Raw genomic sequence first — 21463 nt, forward strand, 5'->3', positions numbered from 1 at the left:
CTTCCTTTCCGGGGTTAGCTCAGGCCGTTGGTGTCGGTGTACTGCTCGGCGGCGAAACCGGCGGCGCGGCGCGGGGTGTACTTTCGGGGACGATCGATCGTGCGTTCGCTATCGGGGTCGACGCCGAAGTCCGAGCCGGGCGGGCCGATCAGGCTGGTGCCGTTCTGCCACGGGATCAACGCCAGCAGCAGCGAGGACACGCCGATCACCGCCAGCACGCCCCAGCCATACCAGCCGAGCTGGGACATCGAATAGCCCTCGTACGGTTCCCGGATCAGGCTAATAAGCTCCTGCAACAGGGTGTAGCCCAGCACGATGGTGGTCACATTGACCACGCAGATGCGCCACACCGTGCCCACCTTAAACGAAGACACCGCATTGAGGTGCAGGGAGAACTCGTCGATGCGGCGCATGACCCAGTCCAGCAGCACGATGGTGATCAGCGCGACGGAAACGATGCCGATCTGGTTGGTGTACTTATCCATGATATCCAGCGTGACCAGCGCGGAGGTGGTGGAAAACAGCGCCAGCGACAGCAGGCCCATGACCACACCCACGGCGATGGCGGTGGATTTGCGCGGCAGGTTCAGCTTGTCCTTCACCGCGGAAACAACAACCTCCAGCAGGGAGAACAGCGAGGTAAAGCCGGCGATGGTCAGGCTGCCGAAGAACAACACGCCGAAGATCGGGCCCAGCGCCATCTGATTGATAATGGTGGGGAAGGCGAAGAACGCTAGGCCGATACCGGAGGTGGCAACGTCCTGCACCTCGGTGTTTTGCTGGAAGGCCATAAAGCCCAGGGCCGCGAACACGCCGATGCCCGCCAGCACCTCGAAGGAGGAGTTTGCAAAGGCGGTGACCAGGCCCGTGCCGGTCAGGTTCGTGCGGGGCTTCAGGTAGGACGAATACGTCAACATAATGCCGAAACCGACGGACAAGGAGAAGAAGATCTGGCCGTACGCCGCCACCCACACGCTCGGATTGGACAGCGCGCCCCAATCGGGCGTGAAGAAGGCGTTCAGGCCCGCCGCCGCACCCGGCAGGAACAGCGCCTGCAGCACCACGATGATAAATAGCGCGGTCAGGATCGGCATAAAGATCTTGGACACCTTGCCGATGCCTTCGTCCACACCCATGGCCAGGACCACGATCGCCAGCACCCACACCAGCGCCAGCGCCACGGCGATCTGCGGCACGATGGAGAAGGAGAAGGTGACGGAGGGGTCCATCTGCAGGAAGTCCTTGAGGAAGTAGTCCTGCGGGTTATCGCCCCACGCCATATTGAAGGATTTCACCGTGTACAGGCCGGCCCATGCGATAATGGCGGCGTAGTAGATGGTGATAAAGAAGGAGATGCCTACCTGCACCCAGCCGATGGGTTCCGCCCAGGATTTCACGCGACGGAACACCAGCGGGGCGGAGCCGCGGAAGCGGTGGCCCAGGGTGTAGTCGAGGAAGAGCAGGGGGATACCTGCGGTCAGTAGCGCCACCAGATAGGGGACAAGGAACGCGCCGCCGCCGTTATCATAAGCGACGTATGGGAAGCGCCAAATATTTCCGAGGCCGACCGCGGAGCCGATGGCGGCGAGCAGGAACGCGATGCGGGTGGAAAATACTTCGCGACGAGGTGATTCAGCCATGGTCGGCCTTTCCGTCGATGGTATGGATACCGGTAGAAAACTTACAGAACTTCGCAGCGAAACTCAGGAAATTCCGAAAATCATCTCACGCTGTGGGCAGATATTAGCATAGCGTTCCATATATTGGAATACATTTGGGTGGCGGAACTCACTCTCCGCGGAGTTTCCGCTGCTCAAGCACCCAATCGGCGTACCCTTGCACACCTGCGGGGAGGGTAGGGAAGATGCGGTCCCGCCCCACACGATCGATCACACCGGCGTCTTCAAACTGCCGAAACAGCTCCCGTTTGACCCGCGCCATGGCGAACACGATGCCGCGCCGTTTTAATTGCTTTCGCAGCTCATTCACAGCGTCGATAGCCGTCAGATCAATCTCCACGTTCGCCTCGGCGTTGAGCAAAAACCACCGCACGCGGGAGGGCGCGGCGTCGATAGCCGCCAAAGCGCGCGTAACAAAGTCGTCAGCGTTTGCGAAAAACAGCGGCGAGTCATAGCGATACACCAGCAAACCAGGCACTTGCTTTGCGACGTCGTAATCCACCACGTTGTGCATCCCCGCCAAGCCATCCACGTACCCGAGCACCCCATCGTTAGGCTTGGTCAGGCGGCGCAGCAGATCAATAATGCTCAATGCCACGGCGATGGCGATCCCCTCCAGGACGCCCAGCGTGGCCACCGCGACGGCCGTAGTGAGCGCCAACAATAGCTCGCTAGTGCGAAACCTTGCGATGCGAATCCATTCACCCGGATCGATCAGCTTCCCCGCCGCCACGATCACGATCGCGCCAAGCGACGCCGCCGGGAAATGCGATAGCGCGGGCGCCAAAAACAGCAGGGTGAGCACCACCGCGGCGGCGGCAACCAGCGAATACACTTGCGTCCGCGCGTGCATCACCCGCGCCAGCACCGTCCGGCTCCCGCTGGAACTCACCGGGAACCCGCCGGTAAGGCCCGTACCGATATTCACCAGGCCCAACGCCAAACGCTCCTGGTTCGCATCGATGCGCGGCTCCTTGCCCCGGCGAAACGCGCGCGCCGTCAGCATATTGTCCGAATACGCCACCACCGTGATCCCGATCGCCGCATTGAGCAACGCCACCACATTGATATCGCCAAGCGCGGGCAGGCCCAAGTTCGGCACCCCGCGGGGCAGCTCCCCGATGACCTTGACGCCCTGCTCATCCAGGCCCGCGGCCCACACGATTGCCGTGGAAACCACGATCACAATGAGCGGGGCCGGCCAGGTTGGCAAAAACCGAAACAATAAGACTAGGGCCACAATGCATCCCGCCGCCAAGAGCAATGTGGGCAGGTGCGCTTCCCCTAGGCGTCGGACTAGGTCCCAGGCGGCCACCAGGTCATGATCGCCCCGCGCATCAATCTTGGTGATGGTGTCCAGCTGGCTGAGCACCATCAACACGGCCACGCCCGCCAGATAGCCGACCAGCACCGGTTTCGAAAGAAATTCCGAGATAAAGCCCAGCCGCATAATAAAACCCACGATCGCGACCGCGCCTACCGTTAGCGCCAATAAGGCCGCCATCTGCGCGGTCCGTTCCGCATTCGCGTTCGGTCCCGCCAGCGCCGCGATACCCGCGGCCGTCATCAATGCCGTCGTGGACTCCGGGCCCACCGACATGCACCGCGAAGTCCCCACAAACGCATACAGAACCAACGGAACAATCGCCGACCACAGGCCAACCACCGGCGGCAACCCGGCGATCGTGGCATACGCCATGACCTGGGGCACTAGGTAAGCTGCGACGGTGATGCCAGCCAGGACGTCGAAACGCAACCAGCGACGCTGATAGCCCCGCAAAACCGCAAACCCCACAGCGCTCTGGGCGCGCGCAGGAGGATTCGGCTCCCCGCCGCCGAGCGAAGACATCAAATCTCGAATAGGCCCAGGTGGGCCCGAAGGCACGCCGCTATCCATAGCACGAGCCTAGCTGCAAACTGGAAGGTTGATAGGATCAAAACCCGTGAGCCTTACCCTTGGAATCGTCGGACTGCCCAATGTGGGCAAATCCACGCTATTTAACGCCCTGACCCGCAGCGAAGTCCTCGCGGCAAACTACCCCTTTGCCACCATCGAACCGAACGTAGGTTTGGTGGAATTGCCGGACGAACGCCTGCACAAACTCGCCGAAATCTTCGGCTCCGAACGCATCCTGCCCGCGACCGTCACATTCGTAGACATCGCCGGCATTGTCAAGGGCGCCTCCGAAGGGAAAGGCCGCGGCAACGCCTTCCTATCAAATATTCGCGACGCCGACGCCATCTGCCAGGTAGTACGTGCGTTCGCCGACGAAAACGTGATCCACGAGCACGGGCAGGTAGACCCCCGCGCCGATATCGACGTGATCAATACCGAACTTATCCTCGCGGACCTGCAAACCGTGGAAAAAGCGCTGCCACGCTTGGAAAAGGAAGCCAAAAAAGACAAAGAACTCGCCGAGGTTGTCGCAGCGACGAAACAAGCCCAGGCGATCCTGGAAGACGGGCGCACCCTGTACACCGCCAGCCGCAACGGCGAAATCGACCTCGCACTGGTGCGCGAACTACACCTTATGACGGCCAAGCCCTTCCTCTACGTATTCAACTCCGACGAAGCCGTACTCACCGACGAAGCCCGCAAGGACGAACTCCGCGCATTGGTGGCGCCCGCCGACTGCGTATTCTTGGACGCGAAAACCGAAACCGAACTGCTGGAGCTAGACGCCGAAGAAGCCGCCGAACTCCTCGAATCCGTAGGCCAAACCGAGCCCGGCCTGCACTCCCTAGCACACGCCGGATTTGCCACGCTGGGGCTGCAAACCTACCTCACCGCAGGGCCAAAAGAAGCCCGCGCTTGGACCATCCACAAAGGCGACACCGCACCCAAAGCCGCCGGCGTGATCCACACCGACTTCGAACGCGGCTTTATCAAAGCGGAAGTGGTGTCATTCGACGACCTAGTAGCCGCAGGAAGCATGGCCGAAGCCAAAGCCGCAGGGAAAGTGCGCCAAGAAGGCAAAGACTATGTGATGGCTGACGGGGACGTGGTGGAGTTTAAGTTCAATGTGTAGAGGTTGGCGCTCTAGCGGCTGCTCTACTAGTGGTTGCCTGGGGCAGTTATAGTAAGAAGCAATCGATCCCCTCCCAAGCCTCTCAAAGAAGCTCAAATGGGAGGGGCCGCTTTCTTTTTTGAGGTGTCCCGTTTGAAGGCGAGTCTGCGGGCGCTAGTTCTCTAGCCGCTAGGAGCGTTAACTAGGCGGTGCGGTCAGCCGTGTGCAGATGTGCCTGAGGCAGATCCTGCGCGGCCGCGTTTTCCCAGGAAAATCCGGCCCGAAAGCAAGGCAGATCCTGCGCGGCAAGGCAGATCGTACAGGGGCGTGAGGTGTGGGCTCTGGCGGTGCGGAATCGATGTCGTATGCAACGTTGTTGAAGGCGGTCAATACCGAGGGCTTATCTGGGAATCGATGACCTGACATTTCAAGCTATAGTTCTTGCCCGAGTTGTGAAGCCAAGAGTAAAGTACCGCCTGTCATGGCTGACCTGGGTAGCAATTCCGTGAGCAGCTCTGGAATCACAAAGGCGTCGACGCGCCGAAGGTCTACTCCCGTTATGCGAGCGTTTAGTTAGCCCGCGAGACTGCGCCAAGCCCCAGATTGTGTTCGACAGGTTATAGGATTACTGGCAAAACTAGTAATATCCATGAATTAAAACTCACCCTTGGAGACTCCCATGTCAGACATTGACAACGCTAATATCCCACCATGCCCAGAGTGCGGCAGCGAGTACACCTATGAATCCGGTACTTCCATTATCTGCCCGATGTGCGGCTACGAGTGGGTGCCGGGTGAGGCAGAATCGGAGGCCGCTGCGTCCTTGGTTAAAGATGCCGTTGGTAATGTGCTTGCTGACGGCGATAGCGTCTCCATCATCAAGAGCCTGAAAGTCAAGGGTGGCAGCGACATCAAGATTGGCACCAAGGTTACGGGAATTCGTCTGTTGGCGGAACCAGTAAACGGCCATGATATTGAGGCCAAGGTTCTGGGAGCCGGGCAGATGTACCTGAAATCGAGCGTAGTGAAGAAGGTGTAGAGCTCCGTGGGTTTGCTTCTGGGGGAAGAATTGAGCTGGCAGCGCATGCTTCGTCTGCGCCTGCTCGTCGACGCGCGGCGGTGATTTGACATGGCCGCATTTCCCCAGCCCTGGTCGTACCCGAAGGTTAAAGCGATCGCAGACGTACTCGCCGACACTAACGAGGGTTTGACTCGCCGCGAGATTGGCGAACTGCTCCATCGCTTGGGCATGGAGGATCCGAGCCCGTCGAAGAGCAAACGCGACCGGCTGGCCGACGTCTTCGTTGCTCGTCAAAACAAGGATCAGAGCTCGAAAGGCACTAGCACGTTCATCGAAACGGCGATGGAGCCGGTGAGGTACTACACCCAGAAAGCGGTGTTCGCTCGCCGTAAGAAACTGCTAAACGAGCGTCTCTCCCTCGTCGGAGTGCGTATCAGCGACGAAGGTAAAGTTGGCGAGGGTGCAGTTGCCCAGATCCTAGATGACGCGTCTCGCATCGCAACGTCGATCTACGATGAGCTCCGCCAACGCAAATGCTATACGTGGGTACTCCAGTACTGCTCCGTAGAGGTTCTGAGGAAGGCATGTTCCCATGCCTGTCCGGAGGCGACCAAGAGCATCTTCGATCGCCTCCGGAGCCTGACGGGCTTGCCGAGCGACGGAGCCTCGCTCGTAGATGAAGCTTTGGCGCTCGGGAAGTCTGGCAAGCCAAAGCTCCCGATCAACTCTCTGCGCCCGCAGACCGAAAGGGATGAACAGTCCGGGTTCGCAAATCCTGTGAAGGGCTTGAACAGTCTCTACCGGAACCCGACGGCGCACGACCTGCGGTTGAAACGACCGATCGGTAAGGACGAGTTACTCGAAGTGCTGACGATGATCTCGATGGTTCATCGGAGACTAGACGGCGCGTCAGCGCAAAGCGGAGGTTCTACGTGAGCGACGGTACGGATCGAGGCGAGGGTTTCGAGATGCCAGCGAGTTTCTCGCGGGCGCTTCTGCCGAATATGGACGCTTACTCGGTGAGTCTGCGCCTGCAGGAGCAGATGCGCTCATTTAATTCCGACTACAGTGCCATCACTCGAGAGGTAACCGCATCGATCGAGCGGTTCCGAAAGCAGATGGAGTCGATGGTCGTCCGTGTCCCGGCATTCTCGATACCGCCGCTCGATCTGGCTGCACTATATACTCCGATTCTCGACCCCGAGACTCTGGAGGCGTTTAAGCGGCTCTCCGAGCAGCAGACGAAGGCAATGGCGGTCTTGCGAGAGTCGCTCGGGTCTCTGTTTAACTCGGAGGCGATTCGGGGCTTTAACCGTGCTTTGCTGCCTCCCAACCTCAAGGAGCATGCTGATGGGATCACTGCCGGACAGGTTCGCGAGTTCGTTGAGCAGGAGGGCATTCCACTCTACCTCGTACCACGGGGACGCTTGGCGCTGCGGCTGCTGCGGGCGAAGGACCGTGCGGGGCGAGGACGTGTGCTTGGCGATTGCTACAAGTCGCTCATGGACGACTGCGCCGCTGTACTGGAGCAGGCGGATCACGAGGTGATTAGCGGCGAACTGAGCTTTGTCCTCGACGGTCTTGGCGCGATGCGCGCCGGCCACTATCGTTCGGCTCAGTCCATGTTTACCGTCACGTTGGACACGCTGATCTATCGCTTTTATCCCGATTTGCAAGACCGTCGGGACATCACGAATCGCAAGAAGGGTGCGGACGTCCCAAAGGCGATCGAGGAGATGGGGGTCCGAGATGCGTTCATCTGGCTGCCGATTTGGAATGCGCACGAGGAATTCTGGAAGAACAAGGGCGACAAGGTGCCGTACTACTACTCGCGCCACGCGAGCGTCCACGGCGTTTCCTCGCGCCAGTTCAGCAAGCGAAACTGCATTCAAGCACTCATGCTTGTCACGAGCCTGATCGGCTACGCCGACCAGTTGGCCCGCGAAGCTGGCTAGTGGATGTTTCGGTGAGCGCCCGCGATAACGGTGGTACTCATGTTTCTGTGCTATCGGAGTAGTCGCCGTGGGGATGTTGTAGCCCAGCCCTCAGGGTGGGAGCCCGACAGAAACATATGCTGTTGCTCGTGTCGTAGGGCGTTTTGGCCACGAGCTTCATCCGGTTGTGGTCCTTGATGAATAGCATCGCGATTGTCTGCGGCATCGCCTGTAGGTCCTCATTGTCCAAGTCGATGTAGAAGCCCGTTATTTCCTGTTTTGGGTGTGGGTGTGAGCCCCGTGTCCTTGGGGGATTTGGGGCTGGGCGGGTGTGGTGTGTGGTTATGGCCCTTGTGCTGGCGTTAAATTCATAAGCCATGCACCTCCCGACAAAACCGAATGCTGAATACTGCTTGAACCTGTTGCTACCGCTGATGCGGTGAACAGTGTGTGTGAATTCCCGAGCAACTTGACCTTTGTTGACACCATCTATTCTACCCATGCCAGCACGCAAGCTGCCAGTGTTTGCGCTGGTCAGGACTGGAAAGTATTCCTGAGCAAGACTAGCTATGCAGGTCGCTGTGCAACAGATATGGTGCACAATACTCGCGCGGGTGTTAAGGATGTGTTCGAATTCAAAGATAGTCTCGCCAACCTAGGCCGCCCCGAAATAGCACTTGTACGGCACGCAGGCTGCATCCATGCCATCAGGGTATGGTTTGTGATACCGAAACCGGCTGAGGGGCTAAGAAATTGTTTTGAAAAAATTTAGGACGGCGCCTGAAACCCGAGGTGAAACTCTAGGTCAAGCACTATAAATTCACTAACTGAGTGCAGTGCGATGCGGCGACGTTGAGCAGGGCGGGGCGTTGATAAGCAAACAGGGACGCGGCGTGACGACCTTAGACATCAACGAACAGAATGTGTAGGGCGAGTTCTGCCGCCGTCGTTGTTTCATGGTTGTTGGTTGGAATGGGCTGCATGAACACGGCCGCCTCTACTCGCTTCTTCACCTGGTGCATCTGCGGAAAGGATTCAAATTCAGAGGCGGTGGGGGTGGAGGTTCGCGCTCTAACGCCTGCCCTACTAGCGGCTGTCGGCTGCGGTCAGTTATAGTGGAATCAATCGACCCCCTCCCAAGCCTCTCGAAGAAGCTCAAATGGGAGGGGCCCTTTTTTTGAGGTGCTGTTTTAAGACAAGTCTGTCCTGGGACGAGCAAGTTGCCCTCATGGCTGGGCGAGGCCCGCTGTTGCTGACGAGTCTGCATGCGCTAGTTTCCTAGCCGCTACGAACTACTACCGGTTCTCTGGCTATGCGCGCTATTTTCAGAAGGCTCCCCACCTCGGCGACGATGTTTTCCGTCCGGGCGTCACCTTCGACGAGATTCGAGCCGCCTACGACGCTGATGAGGCGCTGCGCATTGCGCTCGTCCGGCCGCTTGCGCATGTTGAGCTCATGCTTCGCTCGCACGTTGCCCACGTCATCGCGGACGAGCACGGCGTCTACGGTCGATATCTCGAGGAGAGCTTCTACACAGATGCTCCCGATCACGAGCCGACCGTCGAGTCCTGCCTTTATGACATCCGCCGGAGTAAGGAACGTCACATTCTCCGCTACCGTGAGGCGGGTGCCGACTACGGCAATTTGCCCGTGTGGTCGGCCGTTGAAGCCTGGTCGTTCGGCACGTTGTCGAAGGTCATCGAGAGAGGCGCGGGAGGCTGTCTCGCCGAGACTGTGGCGACGAGCGCAGGCATTGCGAAGGCCGGTTTCGCCTACCGCGTGCGGGCGCTGGTCTACCTCCGTAACCGCCGCTCGCACTACAGCCGCCTGTGGAACCATTCTGTCCTTGATGCTGGGCCGACCCCGAATAACGTGCGGAACAAGGCAAAGCGGAAAGCCGGACAATTCGAGCCACGGTCCGTGCTCGACGTGATCGCCTCACTCGATGACATGGCAGTCCGTAGTGGCGTCGCCGTCTCGATCCTCCCTCGGCTTGTTGCCGATTACTCCCGCGACTCAACGTTCTGGCAGGGCCTGATCCGCCCACAGAGCCCGCGTGATCACGGTCGTAACACTCCGTAATTCCACACTGAAGTGTTAGTGCGTGAATCGTGTGCCATAATAAAGTTATTGTCTTGGCCGAACCCGCGGCTCGGGATACGGATTCCGGAGGTTACGATGATCCCAAACTCACCCGCCGATGCGTTGGGCCCACACGCGGAGAAGGCCAAGGAATTAATTGTTGACGTCGTGCGAACCCGGCACGAATATGCCGCTGTTGCTCACCAGGTAGCGTATACTCGAAGTACACGTGGATACTCGACGATGTGGTCCGACCTGCTCGCCGACACGCAGGAAGCTTTCAGTAAACGAGGTTACGACCTACACAAGCTTCTTCCGGGTGGTTACAAGGTGCCGATCGTCAACCTTTGCCTCATTTATCCGTGGCGTGTTCCTGACTCGGCCGATCCCGCTGACTTTGCGAAAAGCCCGACGCGAATGGCCTGCTTCGGAGCGCTGCCCCCAGAGCCGCCGCTGTTCGACCTCGATTTCATTAACACATCGACGCTGACCGCCCCGCAGTCCGGAGCTGAACCCGGCTGGTTGGCTGACTTGGCGGCAGAGATGACCACGGTGAACGGCAAGATGCCGGTCGTGATTGTCAAAGTTTACTCTTCGCCGGAGCAGCTGCGTGCGATCACGTGGGCGATTGGTGAGCTCAACCTAGAAACACGCAAGCTTAGCTACCACGGTGAGGAGACTATCTGGCAGGCAGAACCCGCTATCGAGTCCGATGCGTTCGACGTCGAGTCGTTCGCCGCGGGCACACCGGTCGAGCCAGTTGTAGAGCCACGTAAACAGGAAGGTATCGGTCCGAATGCATGATGACACCCCGAGTCTGTTCGATGTTTCGGGCTCGGCACATATGCATGGCCGCTTTGAGCCTGCGCGCCTGACTCAGGCACGCCTTCGTCGGTCGGTGACCAAGTCCGACCTAGCAGCAGAGGTGGGCGTCTCTGCTGCGGCGATCGGCCAGTACGAGGCTGGCGTGAACTCACCTCGCGCCGAAGTTCTCGACCGCTTGGCGAAGGCACTGGACGTCCTTCCCGGCTTCTTCGGCGTTGGCCGTCCGCTGGCGCGTATAGATACGGTCGAAGCGCATTTCCGCAGCCTGCGTTCGGCACGGGTGAGCGACCGCCAGAAGGCGTTGGCGACGGCGACGCTGGTGTGGGAATTAACCTTTGCCCTCGAACGTTATGTCAGGCTACCCGAAGTCGACCTTCCGGCAGTTGCCTCCGGAAGCTCGCCCGCAGAGGCAGCTGCACTCTTGCGAGACCACTGGGGTCTCCCTGACGGTCCGGTTAAGCACTTAGTTGCCACAACAGAGTCGCACGGCATCGTCGTCGTGGTCCGTCCTCGCGGCGAGATTGACGCTGTGGATGCGTTCTCGGTCATCATCGTGGACCGGCCGATCATCGTCACGACGCCGCGCCGGACGGAGAACGTGTTTCGGCATCGGTTCTCCATCGCCCACGAAATCGGGCATCTGTTGCTGCACGCCGACTCCAGCGAGCACAGCGCCGCAGTCGAGCAGGAGGCCGATGAGTTTGCTGCGGCGTTTCTCACTCCTGCGGCGTCCATGGATGCGGTTTTGCCGAAGCGTCTCGACCTTGCTGTCCTCGACCGTCTGGGACGGACTTGGGGTGTGTCTTCGCACTCGCTGGTGCGTCGGATGGTTGAGCGCGGTCGTACTACGGATTCGTCTGCGCGCAGGGCCTATCAGCGCCTAGCGATGGTCAATGATCCGTTGGCCGACCCGTCGAGCGCCTACCCTGGCGAGGTTCCAAGCCTGCTTAGGAAGGCCGCCGAGCTCACCGGTGACCACGGTGCTGGCATTTCAACTCTGGCCGAGGCACTCAAGATTAGTCCCCGGCAGGTCCGAGACCTTCTCGGTGATGTCGACCAGCGCCCAGTCTTACGGACCATCGATGGCGGATGAATTCCGTGCCATATGCGACCCTTTCCCTTATTCTCTGACGACCAAGGACCCTGACTCATGGCGTATCCCACGCTCGCGCCCACCTTCTAATCTCCGCCCTAGGCGATGTGCCACAAGAGGACATGGCCGTTATTCGCAAAACCATAAGCCAGTGGAACCTCAACCTCGGTCGTCATGTCGGTCTCACCGTTCTGCCCGCGTCTTGGACCGAGCATGCCGTCTCCGAATTCGGCGAGCGGCCGCAGGCGATTCTCAATCATCAGATTGTCGAAGAGGCTGATCTTGCCGTGGCGCTGTTTCAAGATCGCCTTGGGACGCCGACTGGCGAGGCTGAATCGGGCACTGCCGAGGAGATCAAGGTTTTAGTTGAGGCAGGGAAATCGGCAGCGGTCTTTGTCAACGCAGCTCCGCGCATGCCGCTAAATGGCGCGGCGCTTGACGAGTGACAGAGGCTCGCCTCTTACCTAGAAGAGCTGCGCAAGTCCGCGCTCGTCTTTGAGTACAGCAGTGACGGGACTCTTATCGGTCATGTCAATAACTTCCTCAGCCGTGCAACGGCGCAGTTCCAGCAATCGGTCGAGTCTTCAAAGGATGTGGAGTTCGAAGTATCGAACCTGTCTGAGGGGGTCTGGCCTCGCGCCGAGGTGCGCGAGAGTTTGAAAACCGACAGCAAGGGCCGCGTCAGCACGCAGCAGCACTGGTCACTCGTGCTTCACAATACTTCCCAGGGGCCAGCCACAGATGTGGACTTTGAACTCGTGGGTCTGCCGGAGAACGCGCTGTTTCGAGTACGTCGTGAGGAAGGTTCTCTTGGAACTATCCTGCCCAATCGGGAAGCGCGGTTCCCGTTACTGCTCGCCATGGGCTCACCCAACGCAGTCAACTGCATAGTCACGTGGACCGACGCTTCGGGAAACGTTCGAGAAACGAGGGCGACAGTCCGAACCTAACGTTTTTAACCGTGGCGACGCGGCGGAGTCCAAGTTCAGTGTATCTAGAGCCTTTGGTTCACAGGCCTAAATCGTGTGCGTGCTCTGGGATGTATTCGAATTGGTTCGCTTGTCTGGATCGAAATGCATGTTTATTTTTGAATGAGAGGAAGTTGGCCTAGCCGAGATTTTTCTTTTGGGCGTGGGTGTGGTGGGCTCCTGTCTCGCTGAGGGTTGGTGGTGTCGTTCGTGGGAGGTTTTGCTGGAATGGCGGGTGGTGAGTCCGCCGGTGATGCTTGCGAGCCATTCGGGATAGTAATCGGAGCACGGCCGACCGTGCTTCCTGTCACCTGGCCAGATAGTGTACAACACACTGTGTGTCACTTAGGTTATGTTCGACTAGACATTTTGTCCCGCCAATTCCAACCATCCTGACATGGTCTTCCGCAAGCCGGCAGTCTGCACAAATATTGCCGGGGGTAGGGTCGATGGTACCCAACCCGGCTGCGGTGCGTACACGGCGGTCGAACAAATCCTGAACGGTACCCAAAACCAAAGCTCAACAACCATATATCTACCAACAGGAACCGTCACCAAATCACGCCTCACACAGCCACTAGGTCGATCTCCTACAAGGCCGCACCCGTGTGTTTGAACTTAGGTCAATTTAGTCAGGTTTTGGGAGCCGTTCGATGATTGCGACGAGGTCGTCGGGGATGGGCGTGCGGGCGTGGATGGTTTGGCCGTCGATGTCGAGGGTGATCGAACGGTATTTTTTCAGGGTGCGCACGAGGCGTTTCAACGGTATCCCTGATGCCTGTTCTAGGATGTGTCCGCAGGCCATCGCTGTCATCACGATGGTGAGGTGGGCGTTGATTGCATCTTGCTTGCTGTGGTGGATCGGGCCGGCTTTCAGGTCGGTGTTTGCCATCCGGAACGATTGCTCAATTTTGAACAACTGCCGGTGGAACCCGATGACTTGCTCTGCGGTGAGATCACTCCGGTTGGTTTCGTAGCCTTTGATCCCGGCGAGGGCGAGGTGTTGATCGGCGAGCGCGTAGTTGACCTTCGTGGTCGGGGCTTTGCGATCTAGGTACCGGTTGCGTGTGATTGGGATTTTGCCGTCGACCGCGTGTTGCGCTTTTGCTAGTTGCTTGTTGATTCCTTTGCGGCTGCGCCGTGCCCTATCCCAGGAGTATTGGTAGTAGGTCACCGAGCGTGGTACTTCGTCAGGGGCGTGGTCGCTGGGGGCGGCAAGCGTCCAGATCTGCCCGTCGGTGTAATCTTGGTCTGGGTGTTGCTTGCGCCACTGGGCTATCGGGTGGGGGATATCGCGTACTTTCGTTCCTAGGATGTAGGCCAGACCTGCATCAACAATGGCTTTCTTGTTGCTGGCAGAAAGCGTGCCCGCATCGGCTACCACAGTGATGTCATTGAGGTTGTAGGCTTTTGCCAACCGCTGGATCATCGGCAGCATCGTCTGGGTTTCCGCCCGGTTGCCTTCAAAGGCCCCGATCGATAACGGCAGCCCTGTGGCATCAGTCAACATGCCCACCGTGATCTGGGGTTTTTCGAGGCGTTGGTTCGAATCCCCGGGGGTGTGTACCTCGTCTTCCTGGTCGGTTTCGAAACGCAACGTGGTCACGTCGTAGAACACCAGCACTCCATGCCCGATACCGGCGTGGGTGGCCAAGGCGTGGGTGAGCTGGGCGCGGAACTCGTCGGTGGCATACCGGGGAAGGCACCGCTGGATCGTACTGTAGGACGCGGATTGTACTCCGACTTCAGCCAGCGTTTCGATTGATTCAAGCTTTGAGGCAGGGGAAATGATCCTGGCGGTGACAAGATCATAAAACACTGGGTCATTACCAGACGCCGTTCCGAGCCCAAGCTGGGTGAATGCACCGCGAATGGCATCAAGCAATAATCCGGCACGTTCACTGGTGACCACCAGTGGTTGCTCCGCCGAGCCTGTCCCAGCAACGGCGGCTGCCGGCACGACACCAATGTTAAGGGCGAGTTGGTCTGAGGTGTCCCCGTCAATCAACCGTTGTGCTTGCGCTTTTAATACGGCGAGCTCTTCATCAGAATGCGCCGAACCGACATGATCCAACACCGGCTTGTTATCGACGTACCGCCAGATCACCTGCACCGCCGTCGCACCTGAGGCGGTCGGAACCGTCCGAACTCTCGGTAGTGGCATACTTCATAGACTACCGCTGCGCTCACGACTACCCGTTTAGTCAGGAGAGTTGACCGTTAGCCAAGCAAACTCCGAGGCCGCACTGTCAATATGAACCACGCTACCTAGCTTTGACCTAACCAAGTGCCAGGCTCAAAGGCGCTAACTAGGCCGTACGGTCAGTCGTTTGATCAACCCACCCGCGAAGAAAATGCTTCCCAATTTCGATTCGATCTCGAATCACTAGCGGTTGTCCCCCATTCTGGCGGACGGTCTCGCTGCGATCATCGACAATTAGGGTGTTGATGTTAAAGGCGGCGGAAAGGACCTGAGAGGTCCGATCGAACTGTGTCGCCGCTGTCATCGAGCGCATGAAGATGATCGCTTGGGTCGCAGTCATGGACTCGATGGACAGTTTGCACTCTGTAAGTCCGTCGGCGAACAGGGAGCTGGCTGCGCCGCCGAAGGTGTGAGCTGTCTTCAGCATCGAATCATCCACGTTGCCGTCGAACATCGGTCGGCCAATGTAGGTTGATGTCGGTGCGCTACTGCCCGCATGAAGGCGCACGCGCGAGACTGTCTTTCGGGACGGGATTCTGTACGGCTCAAGATCCTCGCGACGTCGACTGATTCCTCGTTCGAGGTGCTCGACGTGGACGATTGAACCGTGGAGATGGCTTGCCTTCAAAGTAGTGCCATCTAGGTGCCCGGTGCCGGGGTCGGTCAGTGACATGTAAGTCTGGTAATGACGAAACCCGCTTGTTCCCCAGATGGGGAAGGGTTCGCTGAACTGCTGTCCACTGTGAAGTATCGTATAGGCCACACGGACGGCGATCGCTTCATCAACGGTAATTGAGAGTCCGGCCTGTCTGCGTCGGAGGAGAAATGCGGAAGCAGCGGTGAGAAAGCGTGCGGACGAGATGCCATCATCGGCTGGGGTCGTCACGCGGAGTTCGGCGATGAGTTCCTTCGAGTTGAAGTGCGTGGTCGCGGCAGACGAAGAATGGCTATGCGGAAAGCCGAGTGCAGTCGCATGTTCGTGGACGAGCGTCCGGTGTGTTTCCTCGATAGAGTGCGTCTCGGTGTTCGTGGCGATGCGGTCGGGGAGCGCGGTGGCCAACTGGGGGATGGCGGACGCTTCCCTGAACCGTGAATCGCATTGTTCGAGTACCTAATGCCCGCGGGCGATGATTGAGGAGAGATCACCAGCTTCTTCAAGCTGGTGGCCGAACGGGTTCTGATAACCGTTGGCTTGGTAGTTCTGGCGAATCCAGGCTGAGTGAGCTGACTCAATAATGTCGATTGTGTGCTCGGCTACCATCCGAAGTGTTGAGCCGTGAGAAAGTGTTGCTCGCGCAACGGCAGTCTGCGGCGAGTTGCTTGTGATGACGGCGCTGCATTTCCTCTTTGCGTAGCAGGCAGCGGCTATAGAGTGACAACAAGCTTTCCTCGGACGTGGCCTTCTTCGCCGTAGGCGTGTGCCGCTGCGATTTCATCGAGGGTGTAGCGTCGGTCGATGTTGATTCGCAGGTTTGATGCGTCGATGAGTTCGGTGATCTTTCGGAGTTGATGGCAATCGGGGTGGACGAATACCCATTCAGCTCGAATTCCGCGGGCGTGGGCCTCATGGAGGTTAGAGGGGTCGGGAACGGACACGATGATCCCCGACGGTGCCACTAGGTCGAGGGAATGATTAAAGGTCTGGCCACCAATCGTGTCGAGGACGACATCGAAGGCCGGCAGGTCAAGTCCGTAGTTGTCCTCGGTGTAGTCCAGAGGGATTGCGCCGAGATCAGAGAGGATGGCGTGATTCCGAGGTGAGGCAGTGGCGTAGACTTTTGCGCCAGCGTGCGCCGCCAGTTGGATGGCGACATGGCCGACGCCACCGGCGCCAGCATGAATCAGGACTCGATCGCCCTTTTTGACTTTGGCGATGTCATGCAGTGCCTGCCAGGCGGTGAGCGCTACAAGAGGGACTGCGCCAGCGTCTTCGATTGGCATTGTGGCGGGCGCGTGGGCAACGTCGGTGGCCCTTACGCAAACATATTCTGCGTATGCGCTGCCCAGCTCTGGGAAGCCGATGAGCCCATACACTTCGTCGCCAACGCTGAAGCCAGTGGCATCGGGACCGGTGGTGACTACGGTTCCTGCGACATTCCAGCCAAGGACGATCGGACGGGACTTCGGAAGAAGGCCAGCGATGCCATTGCCAGCACGAGTTTTCCAGTCGACGGGATTGATGCCGATCGATGAGGTCTTGATCAGCAGTTTTCCGGGGGTCGGCTCCGGAACAGTGGCTTCGGCGATTGTGAGTGCGTCGGGGCTGCCCCAGTTGTGGAGCTGGACTTGGCGCATGGTTTCAACCATGGAGTGGGTTTCCTTTCTTAAGGAAGTGTGAACCGGTGGAGATTTCCTAACCGGTTGCGCCCAGTTTCAGACACGTTCTGTTTTTGCACAAGAACGCACTTTTCGCTGCCCTAAGAACCCAGTAGTGGTATAAGTACCTTATGGAAACTAAGGCATGTGGTCGTGGAGATGTGTATTCGAATCAGTGCCCGTGCAGGAGCATTCTTGACCGGATTGCGGACAAGTGGACGCCGTTGATTATCGGGCGGCTTGATGAGGGGCCGCACCGGTTTAACCAGCTCAAGCGGTCAATCCCGGGTGTATCGCAGAAGATGCTGACGCAGACGCTTCGCGCGCTTGAACGCGACGGGATCGTTGATCGGGAGGTATTTGCGACTGTTCCGGTGACGGTGGTTTACAGTCTGACCGACTTAGGTCGAACGTTGTCTGAACCGCTTCAGCTCGTTAGAGAATGTGTTGAGTCACATCGCGATGCGGTAGTTTCCGCTCGGATGGCCTTTGATGAAAAGTTGGCAGAGCAATAGAAGGTCCCGCAGATCGAGGAGATCGTCTGAGTTCAGCCGCACTGCGAGGTTAGACGGGGTCACGCCGAGCAGCCATGCGCAGACCTAGAGGCTGCTGTCGGCATCATCAGATCGTTCCGGCACCGGCGGTGGTGGAGACTCTGCTGTCAGTGGTCCAGTGGTGGGTGAGTGGTCAGCCTGCGTCATGTGGTCGATGGCATCGGCGAAAGCCGGAGGGAGGGGCGCCGCGCTGGGTCCGGTGGAAAACTCGCGTGCGTGGGTCGCGGCGCTGTCTGCGGCATCGGGGAGGTCGCGGCTGTGGTCGTGCTTGGGTACTTTCTCGGCACACTACGCATGGAGATCCGCAAGCGATTCGGCGGGCTATTTCGCGTCGCGGGTTTCGAGGATCGCTGCCCGCCACATCTTTTTGCGGCAAGTTTCGACCGGCGTTGTCATAGCGTTCGGTGAAGTCGGCGACCATTCTGTCGTAGACGGGACGCGCGAGCGCACGCCGCATGGAGAACATGGTCAGCAGTTCCGTCGGAACGCCAACTACTTCCCACACGGGTGCTTTGCCGTCTTCGCGAGGGGTCGGTCTGAATTTGAGACCGAGTCGTTCGCTGAGCAGGTCCTAGAGTGCGACGTCATAGCGGGCGCTGATTGCCTGATGGTGGGCGAAAACAGGCCGGCCGTCGAGTGCTTTCCACGAGCCATCCTCAGCCTGAACCTTGTTCGAAATCAGGACTTGGGAGTGCAGGAGGTTTATTCACGGGGCTTGTTTGTGCGAACAAAAACACCCCCGTGCTGTGGTGCGTCACCACATATAGCGAAGCCTTTGGTAGAGGATTACATCGTCAAACATAATAACCTTCCGTGGAAACTAGAAGGGGTAACTTGTTCGTCGTGTCTGTTAATCGAATGACTCTTCCAAATCAATCAAGTCAAATACGGCTTTTCGCTGCTCTTGCTTTCTCGCCTCAAGCAGGTCGAGTACTTCCTGAGAATTGAGTCGGTGGTGTGACCCGACTTTTCGCGCGTTGAGTCGTCCACTTCTAATGTATTTCATCACAGTCGGACGTGATACATTCAGCATTGAAGCCGCAGCTGTTGTTGTAATTTCTTTAGGCAGCGTGGAGATCGAGATTGATTGTCCACTTTGAACTGCATCCAGGATTGTTTTAAGGAGCTTCTTGAGTTCATCCGGCATTTCGTCGCCTCGGGGGCCCACCAATGATGTTGCATCGCCTCCGATAACATCCAAGAAATGCGTGATGGACAAACGCTCCTCGTTTGTGAGCATGACAGATTGGTTCTTGGGAATTGTGGTAGTCATGATTGCATCTCCTGCCATGACATTGAGGGTGAGGTGCGGTCTTTCGTGTGCTGGTCACGTGGATTCGCGTTATGCAAGTTGCTATGCCGACCCTATGGGGTTGCACTTATAGATGCAACCCCGGTTGGCCTATAGGAAGCTATGCGCTGTCTTTCTGCAGGTCCGCAGGTTGTTGGCCATGGGTTTTTGCCTGTGGTTGTCGCGTTGTCCGGTCTCGTCTTTGCTACCTGTCGTTGCCAACACCTTGTCGAGCGCGGGTAACCCCAAAGCGTGCAAGTTGCTGCATCGCCGCTGGGCTTATGATAAAGCTCAGTGGACTTTCGCAGGTCCGGCGGAGAGCTAAATTTCCTGAGCGTCCGCCTAACCCTCAAATCGAACAAGAAAGTGATTGTGCTTACGTGGTTAAGGAATATGTTGAAGAACTCTACCTGTATTCTAGCGCCGCGCAGGCCGAGAAATTTGGAAAGCTCCTTCTTTCAAAGTTAAGGGAGGAAGCTTTCCCCGGAGGCAATATTGGCGCATTAGTCACCTTCCCTTCTAGCGATGAATTTGGCGTGATCGAGTCGTGGAACAGTTTGTATACTGCAAGCGCGGACGACCCTGAATATATCCTGACAAAAACAGAATTCAAGATACGTACCACTGATGTGGATCAATGCCCGGATGAGCTGAGTATGCTCGTTTACGCTAAGATTCGGGATTTGATGGGGCATTTCCCAAGGGTCGAGTACTTTAGTCTTTTTAGTGAGAGCGCCGAGGAGTGATATGAGGTTGCGGGGGCGTCGCTTCCAACAAATATTCGCAGTGACGATCGTCGCTTGTGCATTCGGTTTGAGTGCGTGCGATTCGGACGGTGGATCTTCGCCGACGATCGCCGAGCCGGTGGTTGAAGGTCCGCACGCGGCCGCAGACAGGAAGGTCGCCCCGCGCACGGAGACGGAAAACGCTGCGGGCACCGCGACGATTATCGACGTCGATTTCGGCAATGTTTCCGAGGTGGGTTTCAGCGCCCCGGCGCGCGGCGTGGTCGTGGTGCCGAAGCAGGCGAACGGGCCGATGCCCGTGGTGGTGATGAGTCACCTGCGTGCCCCGAATTGTGCCGATGGAATATTCGCATATCCGTGCACAGAGGGGATTGGGGAACATCGCTTCGATCGGGGAATGACGTATTTGGGGGAGGCGCTCGCCGAGCAGGGATATGTGTCGGTGATTCCGGATTTCGGAGGCGTGTTCATAGGGGTGGACGTGAGCGATACTTACGATCAGAACAAAATGTGGAAAGCCGTGGTGAGCCGGTTTATGGAAGGCCTGAAGCAAGATTCGAATGGATTTCCGCAACCGGTCGATTTGGATTCCGTGGGGTTGGTGCTGCATTCGCGTTCCGCGGCAATGGTGGATTCGGCGGTGGACGTATTTGGGGAGGGGAAGGTGAAGTCGGTATTTACGTATGGGGCGGCCTATGACACCTTTGATTTGGAGCATATCTCTCCGGCGCCCCCGGATATTCCATATCTTGGATTGGTGGGCGAGGGGGACTCAGATGTGGGTGCCTCGGCAAACCTTTGGCTGGGGCATCACCTACTTGACCAGCGGAAACAGCCGGCTTCGGTGGTCACACTGCCGGGGTTTGGCCATATGCTGATTAACCGGGAGGCGGCCGCCGCCGGCATTGGGGGCATGATCGGTTGCGATGTGCGGGAGTGTCCCGATGCTGCGGAGCACGAGCGGATCGTCAGCGCGCTGGCAGCGGATTGGTTGAACGCGACGGTGCGGGGCGCGGCGTCGATACTTACGGTGTCGGCGGCACAACCCTTGCCGAACAAAGTTGCGGATGTGGAGGCGCGCTGGTTGGCAAGCACGCCCGAGGCCCTGGCGCACATAGGTCCGAATGAATTCCGGCCGGTAGACGGTGGAACCGCACAGGTGTGCGTGAATGCGGATCCGATGAATCCGGAGCCGGTGGAGCAGGGGTGCGCGGTGGCGGAACGCGGCGTCGTCAATATCGTTGCGGAGGTGAATTACATCACAGACGGTCACGCGGATGTGAACGTGGCCGGTGCGCGCGGAATGGCGGTGCATGTGTCGCCGTCGGGGACTTACGACGCTGCGGGCACGGCGATCACGGTGACGCTTCGGCTGCGAGACGGCAATCAGTTCGAATATGCGATTCCGGAGACGGACCCGGCATTGGTGGATCGGTATTCGGAGTTCGATAACGGTGTGTATCAGCTTGGAACCGTGCGGGTGCCGCTGGCGGAAGCCGTGACCGACGGGGAGATCGAAAGTTTGCGCGTAACGTCGGCGGGACGTCCGGTGGAATTGCGCGGCGTCGATTTCTGGTAGCCGGCGGGGCGCGTTTGGGCACGTCAATAGGGGTATTTGAATGTGCACAACCGATGTGTTTGCGCTGGCAGGGAGGTGTGCCGCAGGTTTTCCGTGAGTTCGAGCGGACAGGAGAACGGAAAGTCGCTATCCTTTGTACGGAAACCCAAGACACTTCCGAGGAA

The 21463-nt window shown here is 58.4% G+C and carries 18 protein-coding genes; 11 read left to right on the plus strand and 7 right to left on the minus strand.

Features of this window, described 5'->3' with window-relative positions:
• Positions 1-14: 14 nt before the first annotated feature.
• The gene (locus CCANI_RS04680) at positions 15-1640 is read right to left on the minus strand and encodes a sodium-dependent transporter (RefSeq protein ID WP_146325130.1); all 1626 of its coding nucleotides are present in this window, start codon (positions 1638-1640) and stop codon (positions 15-17) included.
• A 148-nt stretch (positions 1641-1788) separates the two neighbouring features.
• Positions 1789-3576: a SulP family inorganic anion transporter gene (locus CCANI_RS04685; RefSeq protein WP_246118273.1), complete on the minus strand. Its 1788-nt coding sequence runs from the start codon at positions 3574-3576 to the stop codon at positions 1789-1791.
• A gap of 46 nt (positions 3577-3622) precedes the next feature.
• Here CCANI_RS04685 and ychF point away from each other — a divergent pair, with 46 nt between their 5' ends.
• From ychF to CCANI_RS04725, 8 genes are all read left to right on the plus strand, one after another.
• A complete protein-coding gene (gene ychF, locus CCANI_RS04690; protein ID WP_146325132.1) occupies positions 3623-4708 on the plus strand; it encodes a redox-regulated ATPase YchF in 1086 nt (361 codons plus the stop codon).
• Positions 4709-5366: 658 nt separating this feature from the next.
• On the plus strand, positions 5367-5726 hold the full coding sequence (locus tag CCANI_RS04695; RefSeq protein ID WP_146325134.1) for a zinc ribbon domain-containing protein YjdM: 360 nt from the start codon (positions 5367-5369) through the stop codon (positions 5724-5726).
• A gap of 90 nt (positions 5727-5816) precedes the next feature.
• Positions 5817-6644, plus strand: coding sequence for a TIGR02391 family protein (locus tag CCANI_RS04700; RefSeq protein WP_146325136.1), 828 nt, complete (start codon positions 5817-5819; stop codon positions 6642-6644).
• Positions 6641-7663, plus strand: coding sequence for a hypothetical protein (locus CCANI_RS04705; protein ID WP_246118274.1), 1023 nt, complete (start codon positions 6641-6643; stop codon positions 7661-7663). Before CCANI_RS04700 ends, CCANI_RS04705 begins: the two co-directional genes overlap by 4 nt.
• A 1185-nt stretch (positions 7664-8848) precedes the next feature.
• Positions 8849-9724 carry an Abi family protein gene (locus CCANI_RS04710; RefSeq protein ID WP_246118277.1) on the plus strand — a complete coding sequence of 292 codons (876 nt, stop codon included), beginning with the start codon at positions 8849-8851 and terminating at the stop codon, positions 9722-9724.
• A gap of 96 nt (positions 9725-9820) precedes the next feature.
• Positions 9821-10528, plus strand: a complete 708-nt coding sequence (locus CCANI_RS04715; RefSeq protein WP_146325138.1) for a hypothetical protein — start codon at positions 9821-9823, stop codon at positions 10526-10528.
• Positions 10521-11642, plus strand: a complete 1122-nt coding sequence (locus CCANI_RS04720) for an XRE family transcriptional regulator (RefSeq protein WP_146325140.1) — start codon at positions 10521-10523, stop codon at positions 11640-11642. The genes CCANI_RS04715 and CCANI_RS04720 overlap by 8 nt, the downstream gene beginning before the upstream one ends.
• 122 nt (positions 11643-11764) lie before the next feature.
• Positions 11765-12088 (plus strand): hypothetical protein, encoded by a 324-nt coding sequence (locus CCANI_RS04725; protein WP_146325142.1) that lies wholly within the window; start codon positions 11765-11767, stop codon positions 12086-12088.
• 1150 nt (positions 12089-13238) lie between these two features.
• On the opposite strand, the gene CCANI_RS04730 is transcribed toward CCANI_RS04725, so the two are convergent.
• From CCANI_RS04730 to CCANI_RS04740, 3 genes are all read right to left on the minus strand, one after another.
• Positions 13239-14774 (minus strand): IS1634 family transposase, encoded by a 1536-nt coding sequence (locus tag CCANI_RS04730; RefSeq protein WP_146325144.1) that lies wholly within the window; start codon positions 14772-14774, stop codon positions 13239-13241.
• A gap of 145 nt (positions 14775-14919) precedes the next feature.
• Complete coding sequence (locus tag CCANI_RS04735) at positions 14920-15873, minus strand: hypothetical protein (RefSeq protein ID WP_146325146.1); 954 nt, start codon at positions 15871-15873, stop codon at positions 14920-14922.
• A 305-nt stretch (positions 15874-16178) separates the two neighbouring features.
• The gene (locus CCANI_RS04740) at positions 16179-17120 is read right to left on the minus strand and encodes an NADP-dependent oxidoreductase (protein WP_146325147.1); all 942 of its coding nucleotides are present in this window, start codon (positions 17118-17120) and stop codon (positions 16179-16181) included.
• Positions 17121-17260: 140 nt separating this feature from the next.
• Between CCANI_RS04740 and CCANI_RS04745 the strand changes: the two genes are divergently transcribed.
• Positions 17261-17644: a winged helix-turn-helix transcriptional regulator gene (locus CCANI_RS04745; RefSeq protein WP_146325149.1), complete on the plus strand. Its 384-nt coding sequence runs from the start codon at positions 17261-17263 to the stop codon at positions 17642-17644.
• A gap of 610 nt (positions 17645-18254) precedes the next feature.
• Here CCANI_RS04745 and CCANI_RS13575 read toward each other — a convergent pair.
• Both CCANI_RS13575 and CCANI_RS04750 read right to left on the minus strand, forming a co-directional pair.
• The gene (locus CCANI_RS13575; protein WP_146325169.1) at positions 18255-18389 is read right to left on the minus strand and encodes a relaxase domain-containing protein; all 135 of its coding nucleotides are present in this window, start codon (positions 18387-18389) and stop codon (positions 18255-18257) included.
• Between the two features lie 144 nt (positions 18390-18533).
• Complete coding sequence (locus CCANI_RS04750) at positions 18534-18974, minus strand: helix-turn-helix domain-containing protein (protein WP_246118275.1); 441 nt, start codon at positions 18972-18974, stop codon at positions 18534-18536.
• Between the two features lie 380 nt (positions 18975-19354).
• Here CCANI_RS04750 and CCANI_RS04755 point away from each other — a divergent pair, with 380 nt between their 5' ends.
• Both CCANI_RS04755 and CCANI_RS04760 read left to right on the plus strand, forming a co-directional pair.
• Complete coding sequence (locus tag CCANI_RS04755; RefSeq protein ID WP_146325151.1) at positions 19355-19720, plus strand: hypothetical protein; 366 nt, start codon at positions 19355-19357, stop codon at positions 19718-19720.
• 1 nt (position 19721) lies between these two features.
• Positions 19722-21299 carry an alpha/beta hydrolase gene (locus CCANI_RS04760; RefSeq protein ID WP_146325153.1) on the plus strand — a complete coding sequence of 526 codons (1578 nt, stop codon included), beginning with the start codon at positions 19722-19724 and terminating at the stop codon, positions 21297-21299.
• Positions 21300-21463: the final 164 nt, after the last annotated feature.

It is taken from the genome of Corynebacterium canis (genome assembly GCF_030408595.1).
Lineage (GTDB): Bacteria > Actinomycetota > Actinomycetes > Mycobacteriales > Mycobacteriaceae > Corynebacterium > Corynebacterium canis.

Excerpts from the sequence above, each read along its gene's own strand:
- CCANI_RS04680 (WP_146325130.1), bottom strand. The coding sequence starts at position 1,640 with ATGGCTGAATCACCTCGTCGCGAAGTATTTTCCACCCGCATCGCGTTC.
- CCANI_RS04685 (WP_246118273.1), bottom strand. The coding sequence starts at position 3,576 with ATGGATAGCGGCGTGCCTTCGGGCCCACCTGGGCCTATTCGAGATTTG.
- CCANI_RS04695 (WP_146325134.1), top strand. The coding sequence starts at position 5,367 with ATGTCAGACATTGACAACGCTAATATCCCACCATGCCCAGAGTGCGGC.
- CCANI_RS04700 (WP_146325136.1), top strand. The coding sequence starts at position 5,817 with ATGGCCGCATTTCCCCAGCCCTGGTCGTACCCGAAGGTTAAAGCGATC.
- CCANI_RS04715 (WP_146325138.1), top strand. The coding sequence starts at position 9,821 with ATGATCCCAAACTCACCCGCCGATGCGTTGGGCCCACACGCGGAGAAG.
- CCANI_RS04720 (WP_146325140.1), top strand. The coding sequence starts at position 10,521 with ATGCATGATGACACCCCGAGTCTGTTCGATGTTTCGGGCTCGGCACAT.
- CCANI_RS04725 (WP_146325142.1), top strand. The coding sequence starts at position 11,765 with ATGGCCGTTATTCGCAAAACCATAAGCCAGTGGAACCTCAACCTCGGT.
- CCANI_RS04730 (WP_146325144.1), bottom strand. The coding sequence starts at position 14,774 with ATGCCACTACCGAGAGTTCGGACGGTTCCGACCGCCTCAGGTGCGACG.
- CCANI_RS04740 (WP_146325147.1), bottom strand. The coding sequence starts at position 17,120 with ATGGTTGAAACCATGCGCCAAGTCCAGCTCCACAACTGGGGCAGCCCC.
- CCANI_RS04745 (WP_146325149.1), top strand. The coding sequence starts at position 17,261 with ATGGAAACTAAGGCATGTGGTCGTGGAGATGTGTATTCGAATCAGTGC.
- CCANI_RS04750 (WP_246118275.1), bottom strand. The coding sequence starts at position 18,974 with ATGGCAGGAGATGCAATCATGACTACCACAATTCCCAAGAACCAATCT.
- CCANI_RS04760 (WP_146325153.1), top strand. The coding sequence starts at position 19,722 with ATGAGGTTGCGGGGGCGTCGCTTCCAACAAATATTCGCAGTGACGATC.